Origin of the sequence: Enterobacter cloacae complex sp. 382A5 (assembly GCF_050031095.1) — a bacterium.
GTDB lineage: Bacteria > Pseudomonadota > Gammaproteobacteria > Enterobacterales > Enterobacteriaceae > Enterobacter > Enterobacter cloacae.
Map to the genome: position 1 here is coordinate 4,728,845 of NZ_JBLGVK010000001.1, position 20,677 is coordinate 4,749,521.

General features: G+C 53.6%; 19 protein-coding genes and 2 pseudogenes. 11 read left to right on the forward strand and 10 right to left on the reverse strand.

The features are described from left to right. Positions 1-26 precede the first annotated feature (26 nt). The 9 genes from atpD to phoU all read left to right on the forward strand — a co-directional run bounded on the left by atpD (position 27) and on the right by phoU (position 10,326). The gene (atpD, locus tag ACQG2G_RS22365; RefSeq protein WP_003862362.1) at positions 27-1,409 is read left to right on the forward strand and encodes a F0F1 ATP synthase subunit beta; all 1,383 of its coding nucleotides are present in this window, start codon (positions 27-29) and stop codon (positions 1,407-1,409) included. A 20-nt stretch (positions 1,410-1,429) separates the two neighbouring features. Further along, on the forward strand, positions 1,430-1,849 hold the full coding sequence (locus ACQG2G_RS22370; protein ID WP_006177560.1) for a F0F1 ATP synthase subunit epsilon: 420 nt from the start codon (positions 1,430-1,432) through the stop codon (positions 1,847-1,849). Between the two features lie 137 nt (positions 1,850-1,986). Then, positions 1,987-3,357: a bifunctional UDP-N-acetylglucosamine diphosphorylase/glucosamine-1-phosphate N-acetyltransferase GlmU gene (glmU, locus tag ACQG2G_RS22375; RefSeq protein WP_045293067.1), complete on the forward strand. Its 1,371-nt coding sequence runs from the start codon at positions 1,987-1,989 to the stop codon at positions 3,355-3,357. Positions 3,358-3,594: 237 nt separating this feature from the next. Then, positions 3,595-5,424, forward strand: a complete 1,830-nt coding sequence (glmS, locus tag ACQG2G_RS22380) for a glutamine--fructose-6-phosphate transaminase (isomerizing) (protein ID WP_020690250.1) — start codon at positions 3,595-3,597, stop codon at positions 5,422-5,424. A 322-nt stretch (positions 5,425-5,746) separates the two neighbouring features. Beyond that, a complete protein-coding gene (gene pstS / locus ACQG2G_RS22385; RefSeq protein WP_013099410.1) occupies positions 5,747-6,787 on the forward strand; it encodes a phosphate ABC transporter substrate-binding protein PstS in 1,041 nt (346 codons plus the stop codon). A 128-nt stretch (positions 6,788-6,915) separates the two neighbouring features. After that, positions 6,916-7,875 (forward strand): phosphate ABC transporter permease PstC, encoded by a 960-nt coding sequence (gene pstC, locus ACQG2G_RS22390; RefSeq protein WP_013099411.1) that lies wholly within the window; start codon positions 6,916-6,918, stop codon positions 7,873-7,875. Next, the gene (pstA, locus tag ACQG2G_RS22395; RefSeq protein ID WP_020690249.1) at positions 7,875-8,765 is read left to right on the forward strand and encodes a phosphate ABC transporter permease PstA; all 891 of its coding nucleotides are present in this window, start codon (positions 7,875-7,877) and stop codon (positions 8,763-8,765) included. The genes pstC and pstA overlap by 1 nt, the downstream gene beginning before the upstream one ends. 47 nt (positions 8,766-8,812) lie before the next feature. Continuing rightward, on the forward strand, positions 8,813-9,586 hold the full coding sequence (gene pstB / locus ACQG2G_RS22400; protein ID WP_008500183.1) for a phosphate ABC transporter ATP-binding protein PstB: 774 nt from the start codon (positions 8,813-8,815) through the stop codon (positions 9,584-9,586). 14 nt (positions 9,587-9,600) lie between these two features. Beyond that, positions 9,601-10,326, forward strand: coding sequence for a phosphate signaling complex protein PhoU (gene phoU, locus ACQG2G_RS22405; protein WP_008500182.1), 726 nt, complete (start codon positions 9,601-9,603; stop codon positions 10,324-10,326). A 50-nt stretch (positions 10,327-10,376) separates the two neighbouring features. On the opposite strand, the gene yieH is transcribed toward phoU, so the two are convergent. Beyond that, positions 10,377-11,042, reverse strand: coding sequence for a 6-phosphogluconate phosphatase (gene yieH, locus ACQG2G_RS22410; protein WP_013099413.1), 666 nt, complete (start codon positions 11,040-11,042; stop codon positions 10,377-10,379). Between the two features lie 165 nt (positions 11,043-11,207). On the opposite strand from yieH, the gene adeP reads away from it, so the two are divergent. Then, on the forward strand, positions 11,208-12,545 hold the full coding sequence (adeP, locus tag ACQG2G_RS22415) for an adenine permease AdeP (RefSeq protein ID WP_023621401.1): 1,338 nt from the start codon (positions 11,208-11,210) through the stop codon (positions 12,543-12,545). 61 nt (positions 12,546-12,606) lie between these two features. On the opposite strand, the gene ACQG2G_RS22420 is transcribed toward adeP, so the two are convergent. The 3 genes and pseudogenes from ACQG2G_RS22420 to ACQG2G_RS22430 form a co-directional block, all read right to left on the reverse strand. Beyond that, complete coding sequence (locus ACQG2G_RS22420; protein WP_013099415.1) at positions 12,607-13,173, reverse strand: NADPH-dependent FMN reductase; 567 nt, start codon at positions 13,171-13,173, stop codon at positions 12,607-12,609. Between the two features lie 36 nt (positions 13,174-13,209). After that, positions 13,210-13,956, reverse strand: a complete 747-nt coding sequence (locus ACQG2G_RS22425) for a 4'-phosphopantetheinyl transferase family protein (RefSeq protein WP_013099416.1) — start codon at positions 13,954-13,956, stop codon at positions 13,210-13,212. Positions 13,957-14,105: 149 nt separating this feature from the next. After that, positions 14,106-14,414, reverse strand: a pseudogene (locus tag ACQG2G_RS22430) (hypothetical protein); the annotation flags it as partial. Between the two features lie 272 nt (positions 14,415-14,686). Here ACQG2G_RS22430 and ACQG2G_RS22435 point away from each other — a divergent pair. Next, the gene (locus tag ACQG2G_RS22435) at positions 14,687-15,721 is read left to right on the forward strand and encodes a DUF4365 domain-containing protein (RefSeq protein WP_001143643.1); all 1,035 of its coding nucleotides are present in this window, start codon (positions 14,687-14,689) and stop codon (positions 15,719-15,721) included. 344 nt (positions 15,722-16,065) lie between these two features. Here ACQG2G_RS22435 and ACQG2G_RS22440 read toward each other — a convergent pair whose 3' ends face one another. The 6 genes and pseudogenes from ACQG2G_RS22440 to dfrA15 all read right to left on the reverse strand — a co-directional run bounded on the left by ACQG2G_RS22440 (position 16,066) and on the right by dfrA15 (position 20,675). Next, on the reverse strand, positions 16,066-16,830 hold the full coding sequence (locus ACQG2G_RS22440; RefSeq protein ID WP_001389365.1) for an IS6-like element IS6100 family transposase: 765 nt from the start codon (positions 16,828-16,830) through the stop codon (positions 16,066-16,068). Between the two features lie 506 nt (positions 16,831-17,336). Next, positions 17,337-17,837 carry a GNAT family N-acetyltransferase gene (locus ACQG2G_RS22445; protein ID WP_000376623.1) on the reverse strand — a complete coding sequence of 167 codons (501 nt, stop codon included), beginning with the start codon at positions 17,835-17,837 and terminating at the stop codon, positions 17,337-17,339. Between the two features lie 127 nt (positions 17,838-17,964). Further along, a complete protein-coding gene (gene sul1, locus ACQG2G_RS22450) occupies positions 17,965-18,804 on the reverse strand; it encodes a sulfonamide-resistant dihydropteroate synthase Sul1 (protein ID WP_000259031.1) in 840 nt (279 codons plus the stop codon). Beyond that, the gene (locus ACQG2G_RS22455) at positions 18,798-19,145 is read right to left on the reverse strand and encodes a quaternary ammonium compound efflux SMR transporter QacE delta 1 (RefSeq protein WP_000679427.1); all 348 of its coding nucleotides are present in this window, start codon (positions 19,143-19,145) and stop codon (positions 18,798-18,800) included. Before ACQG2G_RS22455 ends, sul1 begins: the two co-directional genes overlap by 7 nt. A gap of 116 nt (positions 19,146-19,261) precedes the next feature. Beyond that, positions 19,262-20,100, reverse strand: a pseudogene (aadA1, locus tag ACQG2G_RS22460) (ANT(3'')-Ia family aminoglycoside nucleotidyltransferase AadA1). A gap of 101 nt (positions 20,101-20,201) precedes the next feature. After that, complete coding sequence (dfrA15, locus tag ACQG2G_RS22465; protein WP_001355915.1) at positions 20,202-20,675, reverse strand: trimethoprim-resistant dihydrofolate reductase DfrA15; 474 nt, start codon at positions 20,673-20,675, stop codon at positions 20,202-20,204. Positions 20,676-20,677 lie beyond the last annotated feature (2 nt).

Genomic DNA, 20,677 nt, shown 5'->3' on the forward strand with positions numbered 1-20,677 from the left:
TTTACGAATTACGTAGAGGATTCAAGATGGCTACTGGAAAGATTGTCCAGGTAATCGGCGCCGTGGTGGACGTCGAGTTCCCTCAGGACGCCGTACCACGCGTGTACGACGCGCTTGAGGTACAGAATGGTAACGAGAGCCTGGTGCTGGAAGTTCAGCAGCAGCTCGGCGGCGGTATCGTGCGTACCATCGCGATGGGTTCTTCCGACGGTCTGCGTCGTGGTCTGGAAGTTAAAGACCTTGAGCACCCGATCGAAGTCCCGGTAGGTAAAGCAACACTGGGTCGTATCATGAACGTATTGGGTCAGCCAATCGACATGAAAGGCGACATCGGTGAAGAAGAGCGTTGGGCTATCCACCGCGCGGCACCTTCCTACGAAGAGCTGTCCAGCTCTCAGGAACTGCTGGAAACCGGTATCAAAGTTATCGACCTGATGTGTCCGTTTGCGAAGGGCGGTAAAGTTGGTCTGTTCGGTGGTGCGGGTGTAGGTAAAACCGTAAACATGATGGAGCTGATCCGTAACATCGCGATCGAGCACTCCGGTTACTCCGTATTTGCGGGCGTAGGTGAACGTACTCGTGAGGGTAACGACTTCTACCACGAAATGACCGACTCCAACGTTCTGGACAAAGTATCCCTGGTTTACGGCCAGATGAACGAGCCACCAGGAAACCGTCTGCGCGTTGCGCTGACTGGTCTGACGATGGCTGAGAAGTTCCGTGACGAAGGCCGTGACGTTCTGCTGTTCGTTGATAACATCTACCGTTACACCCTGGCCGGTACTGAAGTATCTGCACTGCTGGGGCGTATGCCTTCAGCGGTAGGTTATCAGCCTACGCTGGCGGAAGAGATGGGTGTTCTTCAGGAACGTATCACCTCTACCAAAACCGGTTCTATCACCTCCGTTCAGGCGGTATACGTACCTGCGGATGACTTGACTGACCCATCACCAGCAACCACCTTTGCGCACTTAGATGCAACCGTGGTACTGAGCCGTCAGATCGCGTCTCTGGGTATCTACCCGGCCGTTGACCCGCTGGACTCCACCAGCCGTCAGCTGGATCCACTGGTTGTTGGTCAGGAACACTACGACACCGCGCGTGGCGTACAGTCCCTGCTGCAGCGTTACCAGGAACTGAAAGACATCATCGCCATCCTGGGTATGGATGAACTGTCTGAAGAAGACAAACTGGTGGTAGCACGTGCGCGTAAGATCCAGCGCTTCCTGTCCCAGCCGTTCTTCGTTGCGGAAGTATTCACCGGTTCTCCAGGTAAATACGTTTCCCTGAAAGACACCATCCGTGGCTTTAAAGGCATCATGGAAGGCGAATACGATCACCTGCCAGAGCAGGCGTTCTACATGGTTGGTTCCATCGAAGAAGCTGTGGAAAAAGCCAAAAAACTTTAACGCCTTAATCGGAGGGTGATATGGCAATGACTTACCACCTGGACGTCGTCAGCGCAGAGCAACAAATGTTCTCTGGTCTGGTCGAGAAAATCCAGGTAACGGGTAGTGAAGGTGAACTGGGTATCTTCCCGGGTCACGCACCGCTGCTCACCGCCATTAAGCCTGGTATGATCCGCATCGTTAAACAGTTCGGTCACGAAGAGTTTATCTATCTGTCCGGCGGCATTCTTGAAGTGCAGCCTGGCAGTGTGACCGTTCTGGCCGATACCGCTATTCGTGGCCAGGATCTCGACGAAGCGCGAGCCCTGGAATCGAAGCGTAAGGCTGAAGAGCACATTAGCAGCTCTCATGGTGACGTGGATTACGCTCAGGCGTCTGCGGAGCTGGCCAAAGCGATCGCCAAACTGCGCGTTATCGAGTTGACCAAAAAAGCGATGTAACACCGGCTTGAAAAGCACAAAAGCCAGTCTGGATACCAGGCTGGCTTTTTTTTCGTCCTTAATTCATGACGAAAAAGATGTAGAATTTTAAGCACCAAACGTTTTTACTTCTCACTCAAACTACCGTCAGGATGCGTATGTCAAACAGTGCGATGAGCGTGGTGATCCTTGCCGCAGGCAAAGGTACCCGCATGTATTCCGATCTGCCTAAAGTGCTTCATACACTGGCAGGAAAGCCAATGGTGCAGCATGTTATTGATGCAGCAAATGAATTGGGCGCTCGCCAGGTTCACCTGGTCTATGGCCACGGCGGCGATCTGCTTAAAAAGACGCTGAGCGATGACAAGCTCAACTGGGTGCTTCAGGCTGAACAGCTGGGAACCGGCCACGCAATGCAGCAGGCAGCACCGTTCTTTGCCGATGACGAAGACATTCTGATGCTCTACGGCGATGTTCCGCTGATCTCCATCGACACACTGACTCGCCTGCGTGAAGCCAAACCGCAGGGCGGTATCGGTTTATTAACCGTCGTGCTGGACGATCCGACCGGCTACGGCCGCATCACCCGTGAAAACGGCAACGTTACGGGTATCGTTGAACATAAAGACGCCAGCGAAGCACAGCGCCAGATTCAGGAGATCAACACCGGTATCCTGATGGCTAACGGCGCGGACATGAAGCGCTGGCTGTCTAAGCTCAACAACAACAACGCGCAGGGTGAATACTACATCACCGACATCATTGCGATGGCGTACCAGGAAGGGCGTGAGATTGCGGCGGTTCACCCGGCGCGTATCAGCGAAACCGAAGGGGTGAATAACCGCCTTCAGCTTTCCCGTCTGGAGCGTGTTTATCAGTCCGAACAGGCCGAAAAACTGCTGCTGGCCGGCGTGATGCTGCGCGATCCGGCGCGTTTCGATCTGCGTGGAACGTTAACGCACGGGCGCGACGTTGAAATTGATACTAACGTTATCCTGGAAGGTAACGTCACGCTGGGTAACCGCGTCAAAATTGGTGCGGGCTGTGTGATTAAAAACAGCATCATCGGTGATGATTGCGAAATTAGCCCATACAGCGTGGTGGAAGATGCCCGTCTTGACGCAGCGTGCACTATTGGGCCGTTCGCGCGTCTGCGCCCGGGGGCTGAGCTGCTGGAAGGCTCACATGTTGGAAACTTCGTTGAGATGAAAAAAGCGCGTCTGGGTAAAGGCTCTAAAGCCGGTCATTTGACCTATCTGGGCGATGCGGAAATTGGCGACAACGTGAATATTGGCGCAGGAACGATTACCTGCAACTATGACGGCGCGAATAAGTTTAAAACCATCATCGGTGATGATGTGTTTGTTGGTTCCGACACTCAGTTGGTGGCGCCTGTTACCGTGGGTAACGGCGTAACGATAGCCGCCGGGACAACCGTTACGCGCGATATCGCCGATAACGAACTGGTGTTAAGCCGTGTGCCGCAGGTGCACAAGCAGGGCTGGAAACGCCCTGTGAAGAAGAAGTAACGGATTTACCCCTCACCCTAACCCTCTCCCCAAAGGGAGAGGGGATCGTTCGGTGCGGTGTTTTTCTCCCTCGCCCCTTTGGGGAGAGGGCCGGGGTGAGGGGATAATATAATCCTCCCCCCACAAGCAGTACCCATAACAATAACCCCACTCTCTACAAGGCTCGGGGTGCCCGGAAAGGGCAAATACAGGTCAGCGACAACGCATGGCATAACGCCATAATCAGGAAATCTAACTATGTGTGGAATTGTTGGCGCAGTTGCGCAGCGTGATATTGCTGAAATCCTTCTCGAAGGTTTACGTCGTCTGGAATACCGTGGCTACGACTCTGCCGGTCTGGCAGTAGTGGATGCAGAAGGTCATATGACCCGTCTGCGTCGCCTCGGTAAAGTGCAGATGCTGGCCCAGGCCGCGGAAGAACACCCGCTGCACGGTGGCACCGGTATTGCGCATACCCGCTGGGCGACACACGGCGAACCGTCTGAAGGCAACGCGCACCCGCATGTGTCTGAACACATCGTGGTCGTGCATAACGGCATTATCGAAAACCACGAACCGCTGCGCGAAGAACTGAAAGCGCGCGGCTATACCTTCGTTTCTGAAACCGATACCGAAGTGATTGCGCACCTGGTGCACTGGGAGCTGGCACAGGGCGGCACGCTACGTGACGCGGTGCTGCGCGCAATCCCACAGCTGCGCGGTGCGTACGGTACGGTGATCATGGACTCCCGCGATCCGTCCACCCTGCTGGCGGCGCGTTCCGGTAGTCCAATGGTTATCGGTATGGGCATGGGCGAAAACTTTATCGCTTCTGACCAACTGGCGCTCCTGCCGGTCACCCGCCGCTTTATTTTCCTGGAAGAGGGTGATATCGCAGAAGTGACTCGCCGCAGCGTGACGGTATTTGATACCAAAGGCGAGCAGGTGAAACGTCCTGAAATTGAATCCAATCTGCAGTACGACGCAGGCGACAAAGGCGCTTACCGTCACTACATGCAGAAAGAGATTTACGAGCAGCCAAACGCCATCAAAAACACCCTGACCGGTCGTATCAGCCACGGTGAAGTGGACCTGAGCGAACTGGGTGCCAACGCAAACGAGCTGCTCAGCAAGGTTGAGCACATTCAGATTGTGGCCTGCGGTACCTCCTACAACTCCGGGATGGTCTCTCGCTACTGGTTTGAATCGCTGGCTGGCGTGCCGTGCGATGTGGAAATCGCCTCTGAATTCCGCTACCGCAAATCCGCCGTGCGTCGTAACAGCCTGATGATCACCCTTTCTCAGTCTGGCGAAACGGCAGATACTCTGGCGGCGCTGCGTCTCTCTAAAGAGCTGGGTTACCTGGGATCGCTGGCTATCTGTAACGTGCCGGGCTCATCGCTGGTGCGTGAATCCGATCTGGCGCTGATGACCAAAGCGGGCACTGAAATCGGCGTGGCCTCTACCAAAGCGTTTACCACGCAGCTGACGGTTCTGCTGATGCTGGTGGCGAAACTGGCGCGTCTGAAAGGGCTGGATGCTTCTGTTGAGCATGACATCGTTCATGGTCTGCAGGCACTGCCAAGCCGTATTGAGCAGATGTTATCTCAGGATAAGCGCATTGAAGCCCTGGCTGAAGATTTCTCTGACAAGCACCACGCCCTGTTCCTCGGCCGTGGCGACCAGTACCCCATTGCGCTGGAAGGCGCGCTGAAGCTGAAAGAGATCTCCTACATCCACGCTGAAGCCTACGCGGCAGGCGAGCTAAAACACGGCCCGCTGGCGCTGATTGACGCGGATATGCCGGTTATCGTTGTGGCACCTAACAACGAACTGCTGGAAAAACTGAAGTCCAACATTGAAGAAGTTCGCGCCCGCGGTGGTGTACTTTACGTCTTCGCTGATAAGGACGCCGGTTTTGCCAGCAGCGACAACATGCACATCATCGAGATGCCGCATGTAGAAGAGGTTATTGCCCCTATCTTCTACACCGTGCCGCTGCAGTTACTGGCTTACCACGTTGCGCTGATCAAAGGCACCGACGTTGACCAGCCGCGTAACCTGGCGAAATCGGTCACCGTAGAATAATCCCTCCAGGCTCCACCTTCGGGTGGAGCTTTTTTACCCTGCCTGGTTTGTTTTTAATCAACGCATTCGCGTTTTTATTTATGACAATCTGTCATCTTCAGCTACTTTTTTCAGTGTCACATAAAGAAAATATTTCTGAAAAGTTGTTGTCATGATTGTGGCTAACATGATGATAAATCAGGAATCTTTCGCTGGTTTTTAAGCTAAATTTCCATTGTCATAAAACTGTCATAATTCGTACATTTATCTGTCACCTGTTTGTCCTATTTTGCTCATCGTAGCCACTTAAACAATGATTTACGAAATCCTTGCAGGAGACATTATGAAAGTTATGCGTACCACTGTCGCAACTGTTGTCGCCGCGACCTTATCTCTGAGCGCTTTCTCTGTATTCGCAGAAGCAAGCCTGACTGGCGCTGGTGCAACCTTCCCTGCGCCGGTGTATGCCAAATGGGCGGATACCTACCAGAAAGAAACCGGTAACAAGGTTAACTATCAGGGTATCGGCTCCTCCGGTGGCGTGAAACAAATTACCGCAAACACCGTTGATTTCGGCGCATCCGACGCTCCGCTGTCTGATGACAAACTGGCTCAGGAAGGCCTGTTCCAGTTCCCGACCGTAATCGGTGGTGTGGTTCTGGCGATCAACCTGCCGGGCGTGAAGTCGGGTGAGCTGGTGCTGGACGGTAAAACCCTGGGTGATATCTACCTGGGCAAAATCAAAAAATGGGATGACGAAGCCATCGCTAAGCTCAACCCTGGCCTGAAGCTGCCTTCTCAGAACATCGCCGTGGTTCGCCGCGCGGATGGTTCTGGTACCTCTTTCGTCTTCACCAGCTACCTGGCGAAGGTGAACGAAGAGTGGAAATCTAAAGTCGGTTCCGGCTCTACCGTTAACTGGCCAACCGGTCTGGGCGGTAAAGGGAACGACGGTATCGCCGCGTTCGTACAGCGTCTGCCGGGTTCTATCGGTTACGTAGAATATGCGTACGCCAAGCAGAACAACCTGTCCTACACCAAACTGGTTTCTGCTGATGGCAAACCTGTCAGCCCGACTGAAGAGAACTTTGCCAACGCTGCAAAAGGCGCTGACTGGAGCAAATCCTTCGCTCAGGACCTGACTAACCAGAAAGGTGAAGACGCGTGGCCAATCACCTCTACCACCTTCATTCTGGTTCACAAAGAGCAGAAGAAACCTGAGCAGGGCGCAGAAGTGCTGAAGTTCTTCGACTGGGCATACAAAAACGGCGGCAAACAGGCTAATGACCTGGATTATGCCAGCCTGCCAGACAGCGTGGTTGAGCAGATTCGTGCTGCATGGAAAACCAACGTGAAAGACAGCAGCGGTAAAGCGCTGTACTAACAGGATATATTTAACGAAGATGGCGGGTGGCGCTACGCTTACCCGCCCTACGGTTAACGCTGTAGGCCCGGTAAGCGTCAGCGCCACCGGGCATATTCGTAAAAACGTCTCAAACAGAAGAGTAATTTATGGCTGCAACCAAGCCTGCATTTAACCCTCCGGGTAAAAAAGGTGACATGATTTTCAGCGCGCTGGTGAAACTGGCTGCGCTGATTGTGCTATTGCTGCTGGGCGGCATTATCGTGTCTCTGATTTTCTCCTCCTGGCCGAGCATTCAGAAATTCGGTTTCTCCTTCCTGTGGACCAAAGAGTGGGACGCGCCGAATGATATCTACGGTGCGCTGGTGCCGATTTACGGCACGCTGGTCACCTCGTTCATCGCCCTGCTGATTGCAGTTCCGGTAAGCTTTGGTATCGCCCTGTTCCTGACGGAACTGGCACCGGGCTGGCTGCGACGCCCGCTGGGTATCGCCATTGAACTGCTGGCGGCTATTCCAAGTATCGTGTACGGCATGTGGGGCCTGTTTATCTTTGCGCCACTGTTTGCCACGTATTTCCAGGAGCCGGTGGGTAATGTTCTTTCCGCTATTCCGTTTGTGGGGGCGCTGTTCTCCGGCCCGGCATTCGGTATCGGTATTCTGGCGGCTGGTGTGATCCTCGCCATCATGATTATTCCGTACATTGCGGCAGTTATGCGTGATGTGTTCGAACAAACCCCGGTGATGATGAAAGAGTCGGCTTACGGCATTGGCTGCACCACCTGGGAAGTGATCTGGCGTATCGTTCTTCCGTTCACCAAAAATGGGGTGATCGGGGGCGTGATGCTGGGCTTAGGGCGTGCGTTGGGTGAGACCATGGCGGTGACCTTTATCATCGGTAACACCTACCAGCTCGACAGTGCCTCGCTCTATATGCCGGGCAACAGTATTACCTCCGCACTGGCAAACGAGTTCGCCGAAGCGGAATCCGGGCTGCACGTGGCGGCGCTGATGGAGCTGGGTCTGATCCTGTTCGTGATTACCTTCATCGTACTGGCGATCTCTAAGCTGATGATCCTGCGTCTCGCGAAAAATGAGGGGGCACGCTAATGGCAACTCTCGAAATGCAAAGCACTGCTCAGCTTGCGGAATCCCGCCGCAAAATGCAGGCGAAGCGTCGTTTCAAAAACCGTATCGCGCTGACGCTCTCGATGGCGACGATGGCCTTTGGTCTGTTCTGGCTGATCTGGATCCTCTTCTCTACCGTGGTTCGCGGTATCGACGGCATGTCTCTGGCGCTGTTCACCGAAATGACGCCGCCGCCGAACACGGCAGGTGGTGGACTGGCGAACGCCCTGGCAGGCAGCGGATTGCTGATCCTGTGGGCGACGGTATTCGGTACGCCGCTTGGCATCATGGCGGGTATCTATCTGGCGGAATATGGCCGTAAATCCTGGCTCGCAGAAGTGATTCGTTTCATTAACGACATTCTGCTCTCTGCGCCGTCTATTGTGGTGGGTCTGTTTGTTTACACCATTGTTGTGGCACAAATGGAACACTTCTCCGGCTGGGCGGGTGTGATTGCGCTGGCGCTGCTGCAGGTGCCTATCGTCATTCGTACCACCGAGAACATGCTCAAACTGGTGCCGGACAGTCTGCGTGAAGCGGCGTATGCGCTGGGTACACCAAAGTGGAAAATGATCTCCGCGATTACGCTTAAAGCCTCTGTCTCCGGGATCATGACCGGTATTCTGCTGGCCATTGCCCGTATCGCGGGTGAAACGGCACCGCTGCTGTTTACCGCCCTCTCCAACCAGTTCTGGAGCACGGACATGATGCAGCCGATCGCCAACCTGCCGGTGACGATCTTTAAATTTGCGATGAGCCCATTCGCGGAATGGCAGCAGCTGGCCTGGGCCGGGGTGCTGATCATCACCCTTTGCGTATTGTTGCTGAACATTCTGGCGCGCGTCATTTTCGCGAAGAAGAAACACGGTTAATTTTTTACGGCGCGGCAGCTCGCGGCGCCGAATGAGGAAATGAGTCAATGAGTATGGTTGATACTGCCCCGGGTAAGATTCAGGTTCGTGATTTGAACTTCTACTACGGCAAATTCCATGCCCTGAAGAATATCAACCTGGATATCGCGAAGAACCAGGTAACGGCATTCATCGGTCCGTCCGGCTGTGGTAAATCCACGCTGCTGCGCACCTTTAACAAAATGTACTCGCTCTATCCAGAGCAGCGTGCCGAAGGCGAAATCATCCTGGACGGTGAAAACATTCTGACCCAGGCTCAGGATATCGCCCTGCTGCGCGCGAAAGTGGGCATGGTTTTCCAGAAACCGACGCCGTTCCCGATGTCGATTTACGACAACATCGCGTTTGGCGTACGCCTGTTTGAAAAGCTCTCCCGTGCCGATATGGACGAGCGCGTGCAGTGGGCCTTGACCAAGGCCGCATTATGGAACGAAACCAAAGATAAGTTGCACCAGAGCGGTTACTCTCTCTCCGGCGGGCAGCAGCAGCGTCTGTGCATTGCGCGTGGAATCGCGATCCGCCCGGAAGTGTTGCTGCTGGATGAGCCATGTTCAGCGCTGGACCCGATCTCAACCGGTCGTATCGAAGAGCTGATCACCGAGCTGAAGCAGGATTACACCGTGGTTATCGTGACCCACAACATGCAGCAGGCTGCGCGTTGCTCCGACCACACGGCATTTATGTACCTGGGCGAGTTGATTGAGTTCAGTAACACGGACGATCTGTTCACCAAGCCCGCTAAAAAGCAAACAGAAGACTATATCACCGGTCGTTACGGTTGATTCAGGAGCGCGCTATGGACAATCTCAATCTTAATAAACACATTTCCGGCCAGTTCAACGCAGAGCTGGAAAGTATTCGCACTCAGGTCATGACCATGGGTGGCATGGTCGAGCAACAGCTTTCTGATGCGATCACGGCGATGCATAACCAGGACAGCGAACTGGCGAAGCGCGTTATCGAAGGCGATAAAAACGTCAACATGATGGAAGTGGCGATTGACGAAGCGTGTGTGCGCATCATCGCCAAGCGTCAGCCGACGGCGAGCGACCTGCGTCTGGTGATGGCCATCATCAAAACCATCGCCGAGCTGGAACGTATCGGTGACGTTGCGGATAAAATCTGCCGCACCGCGCTGGAGAAATTCTCTCAGCAGCATCAGCCGCTGCTGGTGAGCCTGGAGTCGCTGGGCCGCCACACGGTGCAGATGCTGCACGACGTGCTGGATGCCTTTGCGCGTATGGATCTGGATGAAGCGGTACGTATCTACCGTGAAGACAAGAAAGTCGACCAGGAGTATGAAGGCATCGTGCGCCAGCTGATGACCTACATGATGGAAGATTCACGTACGATCCCAAGCGTACTGACCGCCCTGTTCTGCGCGCGCTCTATCGAGCGTATCGGCGACCGCTGCCAGAACATTTGCGAATACATTTTCTACTTTGTGAAAGGTCAGGACTTCCGTCACGTGGGCGGCGACGAACTGGACAAGCTGCTGGCGGGTAAAGATCCAAAAGAGTAATCGGTGGTTAAAATGCCCGGTGGCGCTGCGCTTACCGGGCCTACAAAAACCTATCGTGTAATATTCCACCCGCGCGCCTTCCACAATTCCGGCAACTGCGCCAGATCGGTAAAGGTCGTCACTTTTGGATGATCGATCGGCTTGTTGTGCGGGTCGGCACAGAAATAAAACACTTCCATTCCTGCATCAATGCCCGACTGCGCGCCCGCGGACGAGTCATCCACCAGAATACAGTTCTCTACGTTGACGTTCATTGCGTTTGCCGCATGGAACATCAGCGCAGGATCTGGCTTCCAGCGTTGAATATCGTAGCCGCTGAACAATTTTTCCGGGAAGTGGTGCAGCATCTCAAGCTTACCCAGCGAGTGCTGCATTTTGCTGACCGGTCCGTTAGACACCACGCAGATCGGTACCGTCATGGCATCCAGCAGCGCGTTTGCGCCAGCAATGACCTCCAGCTCAGAATCGAACAGGCGTGCGACCTCGGCGCGGTACACCGGTTCCAGATCCGTTTTCGCCAGATCCACACCGTGTTCGGCGTTAATGATGTCGATGATCTCGTACAGTTTCACGCCCTTAAAGCGTTTGAACACCTCGTCGAGATCGAGCGTAATACCAAATTCCTGGAACATGGCGACATACGCGCGGGAACAAATGACCTCACTGTCGACCAGCGTACCGTCGCAGTCGAAAAATACCGCTTCAATTCCGGACATGCCTTTCCCTTTTTACAAGTTTAACGTTTACGTACTGCAGTTCAACGAGACGCAATCGTTGCCGTATAAGCAAAATCAATGAAAAAAGTATCTCGTAACCGCCACTATTGTCGCATTTTGGTATAGGATAGCGACGAATTTTCCCTCCTTGTTCGGAAATTGATGATGAGTCAACAACACACAACCCAGACATCGGGTCAGGGTCTGCTTGAGCGCGTGTTCAAACTGCGCGAGCACGGCACAACGGCACGCACCGAAGTGATCGCCGGTTTTACTACCTTCCTGACGATGGTCTATATCGTTTTTGTTAACCCACAAATTCTGGGCGTTGCTGGCATGGATACCAGCGCCGTCTTCGTGACCACCTGCCTGATCGCTGCACTTGGCAGCATTCTGATGGGCGTGTTTGCTAACCTGCCGGTCGCACTGGCCCCGGCGATGGGTCTTAACGCATTCTTTGCGTTCGTGGTGGTTCAGGCGATGGGGCTGCCGTGGCAAGTCGGCATGGGCGCTATCTTCTGGGGCGCGGTAGGTCTGCTGCTGCTGACTATTTTCCGCGTGCGTTACTGGATGATTGCTAACATTCCTGTCAGCCTGCGCGTGGGTATCACCAGCGGTATCGGTCTGTTCATCGGTATGATGGGGCTGAAAAATGCCGGTGTTATCGTCGCTAACCCGGAGACGCTGGTCAGCATCGGTCACCTGACCTCCCATAACGTGCTGCTGGGCGTGCTGGGCTTCTTTATCATCGCGATCCTCGCTTCCCGCAATATTCATGCGGCGGTGCTTGTGTCCATCGTAGTGACCACCCTGCTGGGCTGGATGCTGGGTGACGTTCACTATAACGGCATTGTCTCCGCACCACCGAGCGTCTCTACCGTTATTGGTCATGTTGATCTGGCGGGTTCCCTGAATCTGGGCCTGGCGGGGGTGATTTTCTCCTTTATGCTGGTGAACCTGTTTGACTCCTCCGGCACGCTGATCGGCGTGACCGACAAAGCGGGTCTGGCGGATGAGAAAGGTAAATTCCCGCGCATGAAGCAGGCGCTGTTTGTGGACAGCATCTCCTCTGTCAGCGGTGCTTTTATCGGAACCTCTTCTGTTACCGCTTACATTGAGTCCTCTTCCGGTGTCTCCGTAGGGGGCCGTACCGGTCTGACCGCGGTAGTGGTGGGTATTCTGTTCCTGCTGGTGATCTTCCTTTCTCCACTGGCTGGCATGGTTCCACCGTATGCGGCTGCCGGTGCGCTGATTTACGTGGGGGTACTGATGACCTCCAGCCTGTCGCGCGTGAAGTGGGATGATTTAACCGAAGCGGTACCGGCGTTTATTACCGCGGTAATGATGCCGTTCAGCTTCTCTATTACTGAAGGTATCGCCCTGGGCTTTATCTCTTACTGCGTGATGAAGATTGGCACTGGTCGTTTCCGCGACCTCAGCCCGTGTGTCATCATTGTGGCGCTGCTGTTTGTGCTGAAGATTGTGTTTATCGACGCCAAATAAACATGTTTGCACCCTCTCCCGTGGGAGAGGGCTGGGGTGAGGGCATCAGCCCGCACCTCACTTAAGCCTTCACCCTCTTGATATAATCCCCAAACGCCGTCAGCTGGCCAGAGAGATGGTCACGCGTGCTCTGATCCACCACTTCACCCGTCTGCGGGTCGACCTTATTCTGAATCACACCACCCATAAATTCCGGCTTGTTCATGACCATTGCATCCAGGAATACCAGGATCTGGCGCAGGTGATACTGGCAGCGCGCACCGCCAATGGCGCCCATTGAACTGGTCTGAATCAGCACCGGCTTACCGGAAAGCGGCTGCTCCGGCAGGCGGGATAGCCAGTCAATTGCGTTTTTCAGACCACCCGGAACCGAGTAGTTATACTCTGGCGTCACAATCACCACCCCGTCAGCCTGGCGAATCTGCTCAGCCAGCGCTTCGACGCTCTGCGGAAAGCCTTCTTCCTGCTGCACGTCCGCATCGTAAAGGGGAATGTCACCAATGGACGGCAGGGCGCTAATCTCCATACCCGCCGGAGCCAACTGTGGCAGCGTACGGGCAACCATCCCGTTAAATGAACCTTTGCGCAGGCTTCCCAGTAATGTAACGACTTTCAACGTTTCAGACATGATTACTCCTGTTTCATCATGATGACCCTGAACGGATCAGCTAAGGGTATATGCTTTTTCTGCCGGTAAACTGGTTAATCTCATCAGGCGTGCGGCGGGCTCGTTGGCACGTTCGGGCACATCCGGAAGGCTACTCCATCCCTGTTTACTGTCAAATTCCCAGATTTTCAGCCGTTCAATGGCAGGTGTCACTGCTACAGACCAGATCAGTACGTCTTCAACATCGCTGAGCGCTTCTACCAGCGCGGCTTGCGTGGAGCGCAGGCGTCCGGAGCCCGGCAGGAGTTGCAGCTGACTGGCATCGTCTGACGCGCAGCCACAGAGCTTACGAATGCTCTGACGCAAGGTGATAAGCTGAGCCCGGGCTTCAGTGGGATCGTTCTGGTTGCGCACCCACAGCTGTTCATTGCTGGAGAGAGGGTAATCATCATGCGGGCTGGCGCCGTGAAAACCGCGTGTCGCGCGCTGAAGCTCCATATCCAGCCCGCAATCGCCTTCGGTGGTGAGTGCTACGCCAATAATATTGCCCGTATAGGCAATGGAGAAACGCGGCAGCTCCGGGTCGGCAAAGACCGGACGACCTTCAGGTTGGATGATAATGTCCGGCAGCTCACTGGTGCCGTACAGCATAAACAGCAGTTCAGCAAGAAGCGCCCGGGACGCCAAAAAACGCGACCGACGGTGCTCAGGAAGTTTGAGCGCTTCACTGTGACACGCTGAAGAAATTCTGGCCGATACGAGACGACCTTCTGTCAGTATCCCTCTTGCAAAGTGCGTAGCCATTTTTCGCTCCTTGATAATGGTCGTAGTCGGTTAAACGGTTACATCATTATCGCTTAACTCAACTCCTGTTTTAATCAGTAAATGATAGTAAGAAAAGGCTGAGGACCGAACTTTACATTTTCTTAGGCGAAAATTGGATCGCTGACACCCTATAACGCCTTAATGGTCTCGCGTAGCCAGAGGATTTTCGGATTATGGCTGTTCCGTTTATGCCAGATCTGCGTGAAGGGCTGGAGGACCATAAGTAAAAGGATGCAGAGCATGCTACAGCCAATCAGAATCCCGATCAGCATATTGAGCGCAAACGGCGTCAAGAACGAGACCGCCATACTGACCATCGTGGAATACTGCTCGCGATTAAAACCCATGGTTTCCATCAGCAGCACCAGGGAAACGGTTACATAGGTGAGGATCGCCGTCACGCTCAGAGTGGTGATCAATAATCGGCTAATAAAAAACGGTTCAGTAGCTTTCGGCCGGATGGCTCTCTTTGAGTACGGCAATCGACTGGACAAGGGTGATTTCCTGGGGGAAATCACCCTTCAGTAACGGGGGTCACTTACCAATACAGAAAGTGAAAAAACATTAATTATCAATTAATTATAATTAAATTGGCGTGCATTTGGGGTAATTTCGGTTATTCACCTAAGTACGGTTACTTTGTACTGCCAGAACATATTATATTAAAAAATGCGTTCTGCGTCAGTGTTCAAGGTATTGAGGAACCAATATGCCAACCTATGCAAAATCGTTAGTAACTTCTAAGAAAGGTATTAACTACGTAAGAGGAGTTATCGAGGGAGTTGGCTGCTTGTTTCAAAAGATTGAGCAGGAAAATGATCTTGGGATAGATGCGATTTGCGAGTTGATAAACTCAAATGGTCAGCCAGAAAACCACCTTTTTGCTTTGCAGATCAAGTCTGGTGACTCTTACTATGATAGTTCTAAAAACTCCTGTTCATTTAGGATAGGAACTCATAGGGATTACTGGACAAATTATAAGGTCCCCCTTTTTGCTGTTGTTTACATACCATCTCTCGACACGGCTTATTGGACAGATATTAAGAAATTTCTGAAGAGTAACGTTCACGCTAGCTCCATTAGTTTCGATTTGAGTCGTGCCAATCACTTTGATGAAGAGAAGTTCATTTCTTACTTTAAGCCCTTGGTTACTGGGAGAGGGCCAAATATTTCTCTGGAAGACAGTTTAAGACTTGTTAGAAGCAGTAATGATGACGAGGCTTGGCTTGGTTTAACAACGTTATTTAGGCGATTTCCTAATACATACCAAACCTGGGATGAGTTGGTTAGAGCTTTCAAAATAAGAAGTATTGCCAAAATTCCTAGATTACTCATTTATCTTCTAGCCCATATCCCTTGGCATGGCGATATTTCATACAGTGGCGAAGATATAAAGTCAGAGATTAGATGTTATGCCGCTGACTTGTTTAATTCGTTTGATGAAGGTGACATACGTAAGTTACTGTCCATGATCGATGACAACGGAATACAGAGGGGAGCTATCGGGCAATCGGTCGAAGCTGTAATTAACTGTGTAGGTAGTGCATCACAGTATCTAATCAGAATTATCAGGAATGGCTGCGACAGTATGGAACTAAGAGAATCAGCAGCGTTCATTTTGGCCGTCGATAAAGGTGTTGAGGCTATACCGTACCTTCGAGAGTTAGCATCTAGTGGCAGCGAGATATCCAGTTTGATTATTCAGGATATCGCTGAACATGGTGGGTTTTACCCATACTCTTAATGCTTTTGATTTTCACCTCAACGATACCCATCTAATCTATCAATAATTAAGTGCAAAAAGTCCGCAACCCAAATTGGATGCGGACTTTTTTTTGTCCAGAAAACCACCGTTTATTGAACAGTTAGAACACTTACCTATTGTCATTTTCAGAAGACGACTGCACCAGTTGATTGGGCGTAATGGCTGTTGTGCAGCCAGCTCCTGACAGTTCAATATCAGAAGTGATCTGCACCAATCTCGACTATGCTCAATACTCGTGTGCACCAAAGCGAGGTGAGCATGGCGACGGAGGCTCTGTTGCAAAGATTGGCGGCAGTCAGAGGTAGGCTGTCGCTCTGCGCCGATCAGGCGGCTGCTGCGAAATGGTGGTTGAGCATGCCCATGGCCTCCGTCAGCGCCGAGGGCCCAATGCCAAAAGCTCTCTCCACAAGGCGCACCTCGCCCCTGATGCCGGGCTGCAGGCACCAGGGGCGAGCCTGTCCTTTGCGCAGGGCTCGCATGACTTCGAATCCCTTGATCGTGGCATAGGCCGTGGGGATCGATTTGAAACCGCGCACCGGCTTGATCAGTATCTTGAGCTTTCCGTGATCGGCCTCGATCACGTTATTGAGATACTTCACCTGCCGGTGGGCCGTCTCCCGGTCCAGCTTTCCTTCGCGCTTCAATTCGGTGATCGCTGCACCATAGCTCGGCGCTTTGTCGGTATTGAGCGTGGCAGGCTTTTCCCAGTGCTTCAGGCCTCGCAGGGCCTTGCCCAGGAACCGCTTCGCTGCCTTGGCGCTGCGGGTCGGCGACAGGTAGAAATCGATCGTGTCGCCCCGCTTGTCGACTGCCCGGTACAGGTAGGTCCACTTGCCCCGCACCTTGACGTAGGTTTCATCCAGGCGCCAGCTCGGATCAAAGCCACGCCGCCAGAACCAGCGCAGCCGCTTCTCCATCTCCGGGGCGTAGCACTGGACCCAGCGATAGATCGTCGTATGGTCGACCGAAATGCCGCGTTCCGCCAGCATTTCCTCAAGGTCGCGATAGCTGATCGGATAGCGACAATACCAGCGCACCGCCCACAGGATCACATCACCCTGGAAATGGCGCCACTTGAAATCCGTCATCGTTCCGTCCGTCCAATCTCCGCCAAGCATGCTCAAGCTTCACGATTTTTGCAACAGAGCCCACACGAGTATTGAGCATAGTCGAGATTGGTGCAGATCACTTCTGATATTGAACTGTCAGGAGCTGGCTGCACAACAGCCATTACGCCCAATCAACTGGTGCAGTCGTCTTCTGAAAATGACATTTGGTATCTCTCATAAACGGATGTTTTTGAGAGAACTATCTTCGGCCTTCACACGCACGAAAGGCGGCGAAGCTCCGCCGTTAATCCGTCCGCCGGAGATCTCGCCCAGGCAGGCTGAAGGCCGAGCAAGCCTGACAGGCCCGAAAAGCCCGGCACGGGCGTCGGCGGCGATGACGGCGGCGGCATTATCCAGGGTTGATGATGGAAGTGGAGGATATCGACAACCTCTCGCGCAACCAAGACATCGCGGTCGGACTGCAAGTGATCTTGAAGCCACGGGCCCGTCCCACCCCGACATGGACCTCGATGCCCGAACGGACGTTAGATTTCGAGTTCTAGGCGTTCTGCGATGAAGGTTGGATCCCAGCCGGGATTGAAAGTGTCGACGTGGGTGAATCCGAGCCGCTCGTATAGGCCACGCAGGTTCGGGTGGCAGTCGAGCCGCAGCTTGGCGCACCCCTGCGTTCGCGCGGCATGGCGGCAAGCCTCGATCAGCGCGGAGCTGACACCCCGGCCCGCATGTGTCCGTCGCACCGCGAGCTTGTGCAGATATGCGGCCTCCCCCTTGAGGGCGTCGGGCCAGAACTCGGGATCCTCGGCCGACAAGGTGCAACAGCCGACGATGCCGTCGCTGCAACTCGCGACTAGGAGCTCGGATCTCAGGACGAAGGTCTCCGCGAATGTCCGGTCGATCCGCGCGACGTCCCAGGCGGGCGTTCCCTTGGCGGACATCCACGCCGCAGCGTCGTGCATCAGCCGCACAACCTCGTCGATATCACCCGAGCAGGCGACCCGAACGTTCGGAGGCTCCTCGCTGTCCATTCGCTCCCCTGGCGCGGTATGAACCGCCGCCTCATAGTGCAGTTTGATCCTGACGAGCCCAGCATGTCTGCGCCCACCTTCGCGGAACCTGACCAGGGTCCGCTAGCGGGCGGCCGGAAGGTGAATGCTAGGCATGATCTAACCCTCGGTCTCTGGCGTCGCGACTGCGAAATTTCGCGAGGGTTTCCGAGAAGGTGATTGCGCTTCGCAGATCTCCAGGCGCGTGGGTGCGGACGTAGTCAGCGCCATTGCCGATCGCGTGAAGTTCCGCCGCAAGGCTCGCTGGACCCAGATCCTTTACAGGAAGGCCAACGGTGGCGCCCAAGAAGGATTTCCGCGACACCGAGACCAATAGCGGAAGCCCCAACGCCGACTTCAGCTTTTGAAGGTTCGACAGCACGTGCAGCGATGTTTCCGGTGCGGGGCTCAAGAAAAATCCCATCCCCGGATCGAGGATGAGCCGGTCGGCAGCGACCCCGCTCCGTCGCAAGGCGGAAACCCGCGCCTCGAAGAACCGCACAATCTCGTCGAGCGCGTCTTCGGGTCGAAGGTGACCGGTGCGGGTGGCGATGCCATCCCGCTGCGCTGAGTGCATAACCACCAGCCTGCAGTCCGCCTCAGCAATATCGGGATAGAGCGCAGGGTCAGGAAATCCTTGGATATCGTTCAGGTAGCCCACGCCGCGCTTGAGCGCATAGCGCTGGGTTTCCGGTTGGAAGCTGTCGATTGAAACACGGTGCATCTGATCGGACAGGGCGTCTAAGAGCGGCGCAATACGTCTGATCTCATCGGCCGGCGATACAGGCCTCGCGTCCGGATGGCTGGCGGCCGGTCCGACATCCACGACGTCTGATCCGACTCGCAGCATTTCGATCGCCGCGGTGACAGCGCCGGCGGGGTCTAGCCGCCGGCTCTCATCGAAGAAGGAGTCCTCGGTGAGATTCAGAATGCCGAACACCGTCACCATGGCGTCGGCCTCCGCAGCGACTTCCACGATGGGGATCGGGCGAGCAAAAAGGCAGCAATTATGAGCCCCATACCTACAAAGCCCCACGCATCAAGCTTTTGCCCATGAAGCAACCAGGCAATGGCTGTAATTATGACGACGCCGAGTCCCGACCAGACTGCATAAGCAACACCGACAGGGATGGATTTCAGAACCAGAGAAAGAAAATAAAATGCGATGCCATAACCGATTATGACAACGGCGGAAGGGGCAAGCTTAGTAAAGCCCTCGCTAGATTTTAATGCGGATGTTGCGATTACTTCGCCAACTATTGCGATAACAAGAAAAAGCCAGCCTTTCATGATATATCTCCCAATTTGTGTAGGGCTTATTATGCACGCTTAAAAATAATAAAAGCAGACTTGACCTGATAGTTTGGCTGTGAGCAATTATGTGCTTAGTGCATCTAACGCTTGAGTTAAGCCGCGCCGCGAAGCGGCGTCGGCTTGAACGAATTGTTAGACATCATTTACCAACTGACTTGGTGATCTCGCCTTTCACGTAGTGAACAAATTCTTCCAACTGATCTGCGCGGGAGGCCAAGCGATCTTCTTCTTGTCCAAGATAAGCCTGTCTAGCTTCAAGTATGACGGGCTGATACTGGGCCGGCAGGCGCTCCATTGCCCAGTCGGCAGCGACATCCTTCGGCGCGATTTTGCCGGTTACTGCGCTGTACCAAATGCGGGACAACGTAAGCACTACATTTCGCTCATCGCCAGCCCAGTCGGGCGGCGAGTTCCATAGCGTTAAGGTTTCATTTAGCGCCTCAAATAGATCCTGTTCAGGAACCGGATCAAAGAGTTCCTCCGCCGCTGGACCTACCAAGGCAACGCTATGTTCTCTTGCTTTTGTCAGCAAGATAGCCAGATCAATGTCGATCGTGGCTGGCTCGAAGATACCTGCAAGAATGTCATTGCGCTGCCATTCTCCAAATTGCAGTTCGCGCTTAGCTGGATAACGCCACGGAATGATGTCGTCGTGCACAACAATGGTGACTTCTACAGCGCGGAGAATCTCGCTCTCTCCAGGGGAAGCCGAAGTTTCCAAAAGGTCGTTGATCAAAGCTCGCCGCGTTGTTTCATCAAGCCTTACGGTCACCGTAACCAGCAAATCAATATCACTGTGTGGCTTCAGGCCGCCATCCACTGCGGAGCCGTACAAATGTACGGCCAGCAACGTCGGTTCGAGATGGCGCTCGATGACGCCAACTACCTCTGATAGTTGAGTCGATACTTCGGCGATCACCGCTTCCCTCATGATGTTTAACGCCTGGCACAGCTGCCGACAAAATTGGCGCTTGTTTTGCCGGCTTTTTGGCAAAACAAGTGACACTTTTGGCGGTCAGTTGCTGCCACTTGTTAACCCTTTTGCCAGATTTGGTAACTATAATTTATGTTAGACACGAAGTCTTGGCTAAAAACTGGCCTAAAACTACTGGGGATTTCTGGAAAATAGACATCACCTTCTGGCTCAATGTCGATTGTTGAAATATGTAAAGTATCAACTTTATCGATCAGGCTTTTGTATATTTCACCACCACCAGACACAATCACATGATCCGTTATCGTCTTCAGATGATTTAGCGCTTCATCGATAGATGGAAATACCAATACATTCTCATCACTGGAAGTGAAGCTTGAACGAGTTACAACGGCATATTTTCGGTTGGGTAAAGCCCCCATTGACTCGAAAGTCTTTCGGCCTACCAAAAGCCACTGATTATAGGTAATCGCTTTGAAGAGTAATTGTTCCCCTTTGGCACTCCATGGAATATCTGGGCCATTTCCGATAACTCCATTCTTCGAAATTGCTGCCATTAGTGATAGTTTCACGA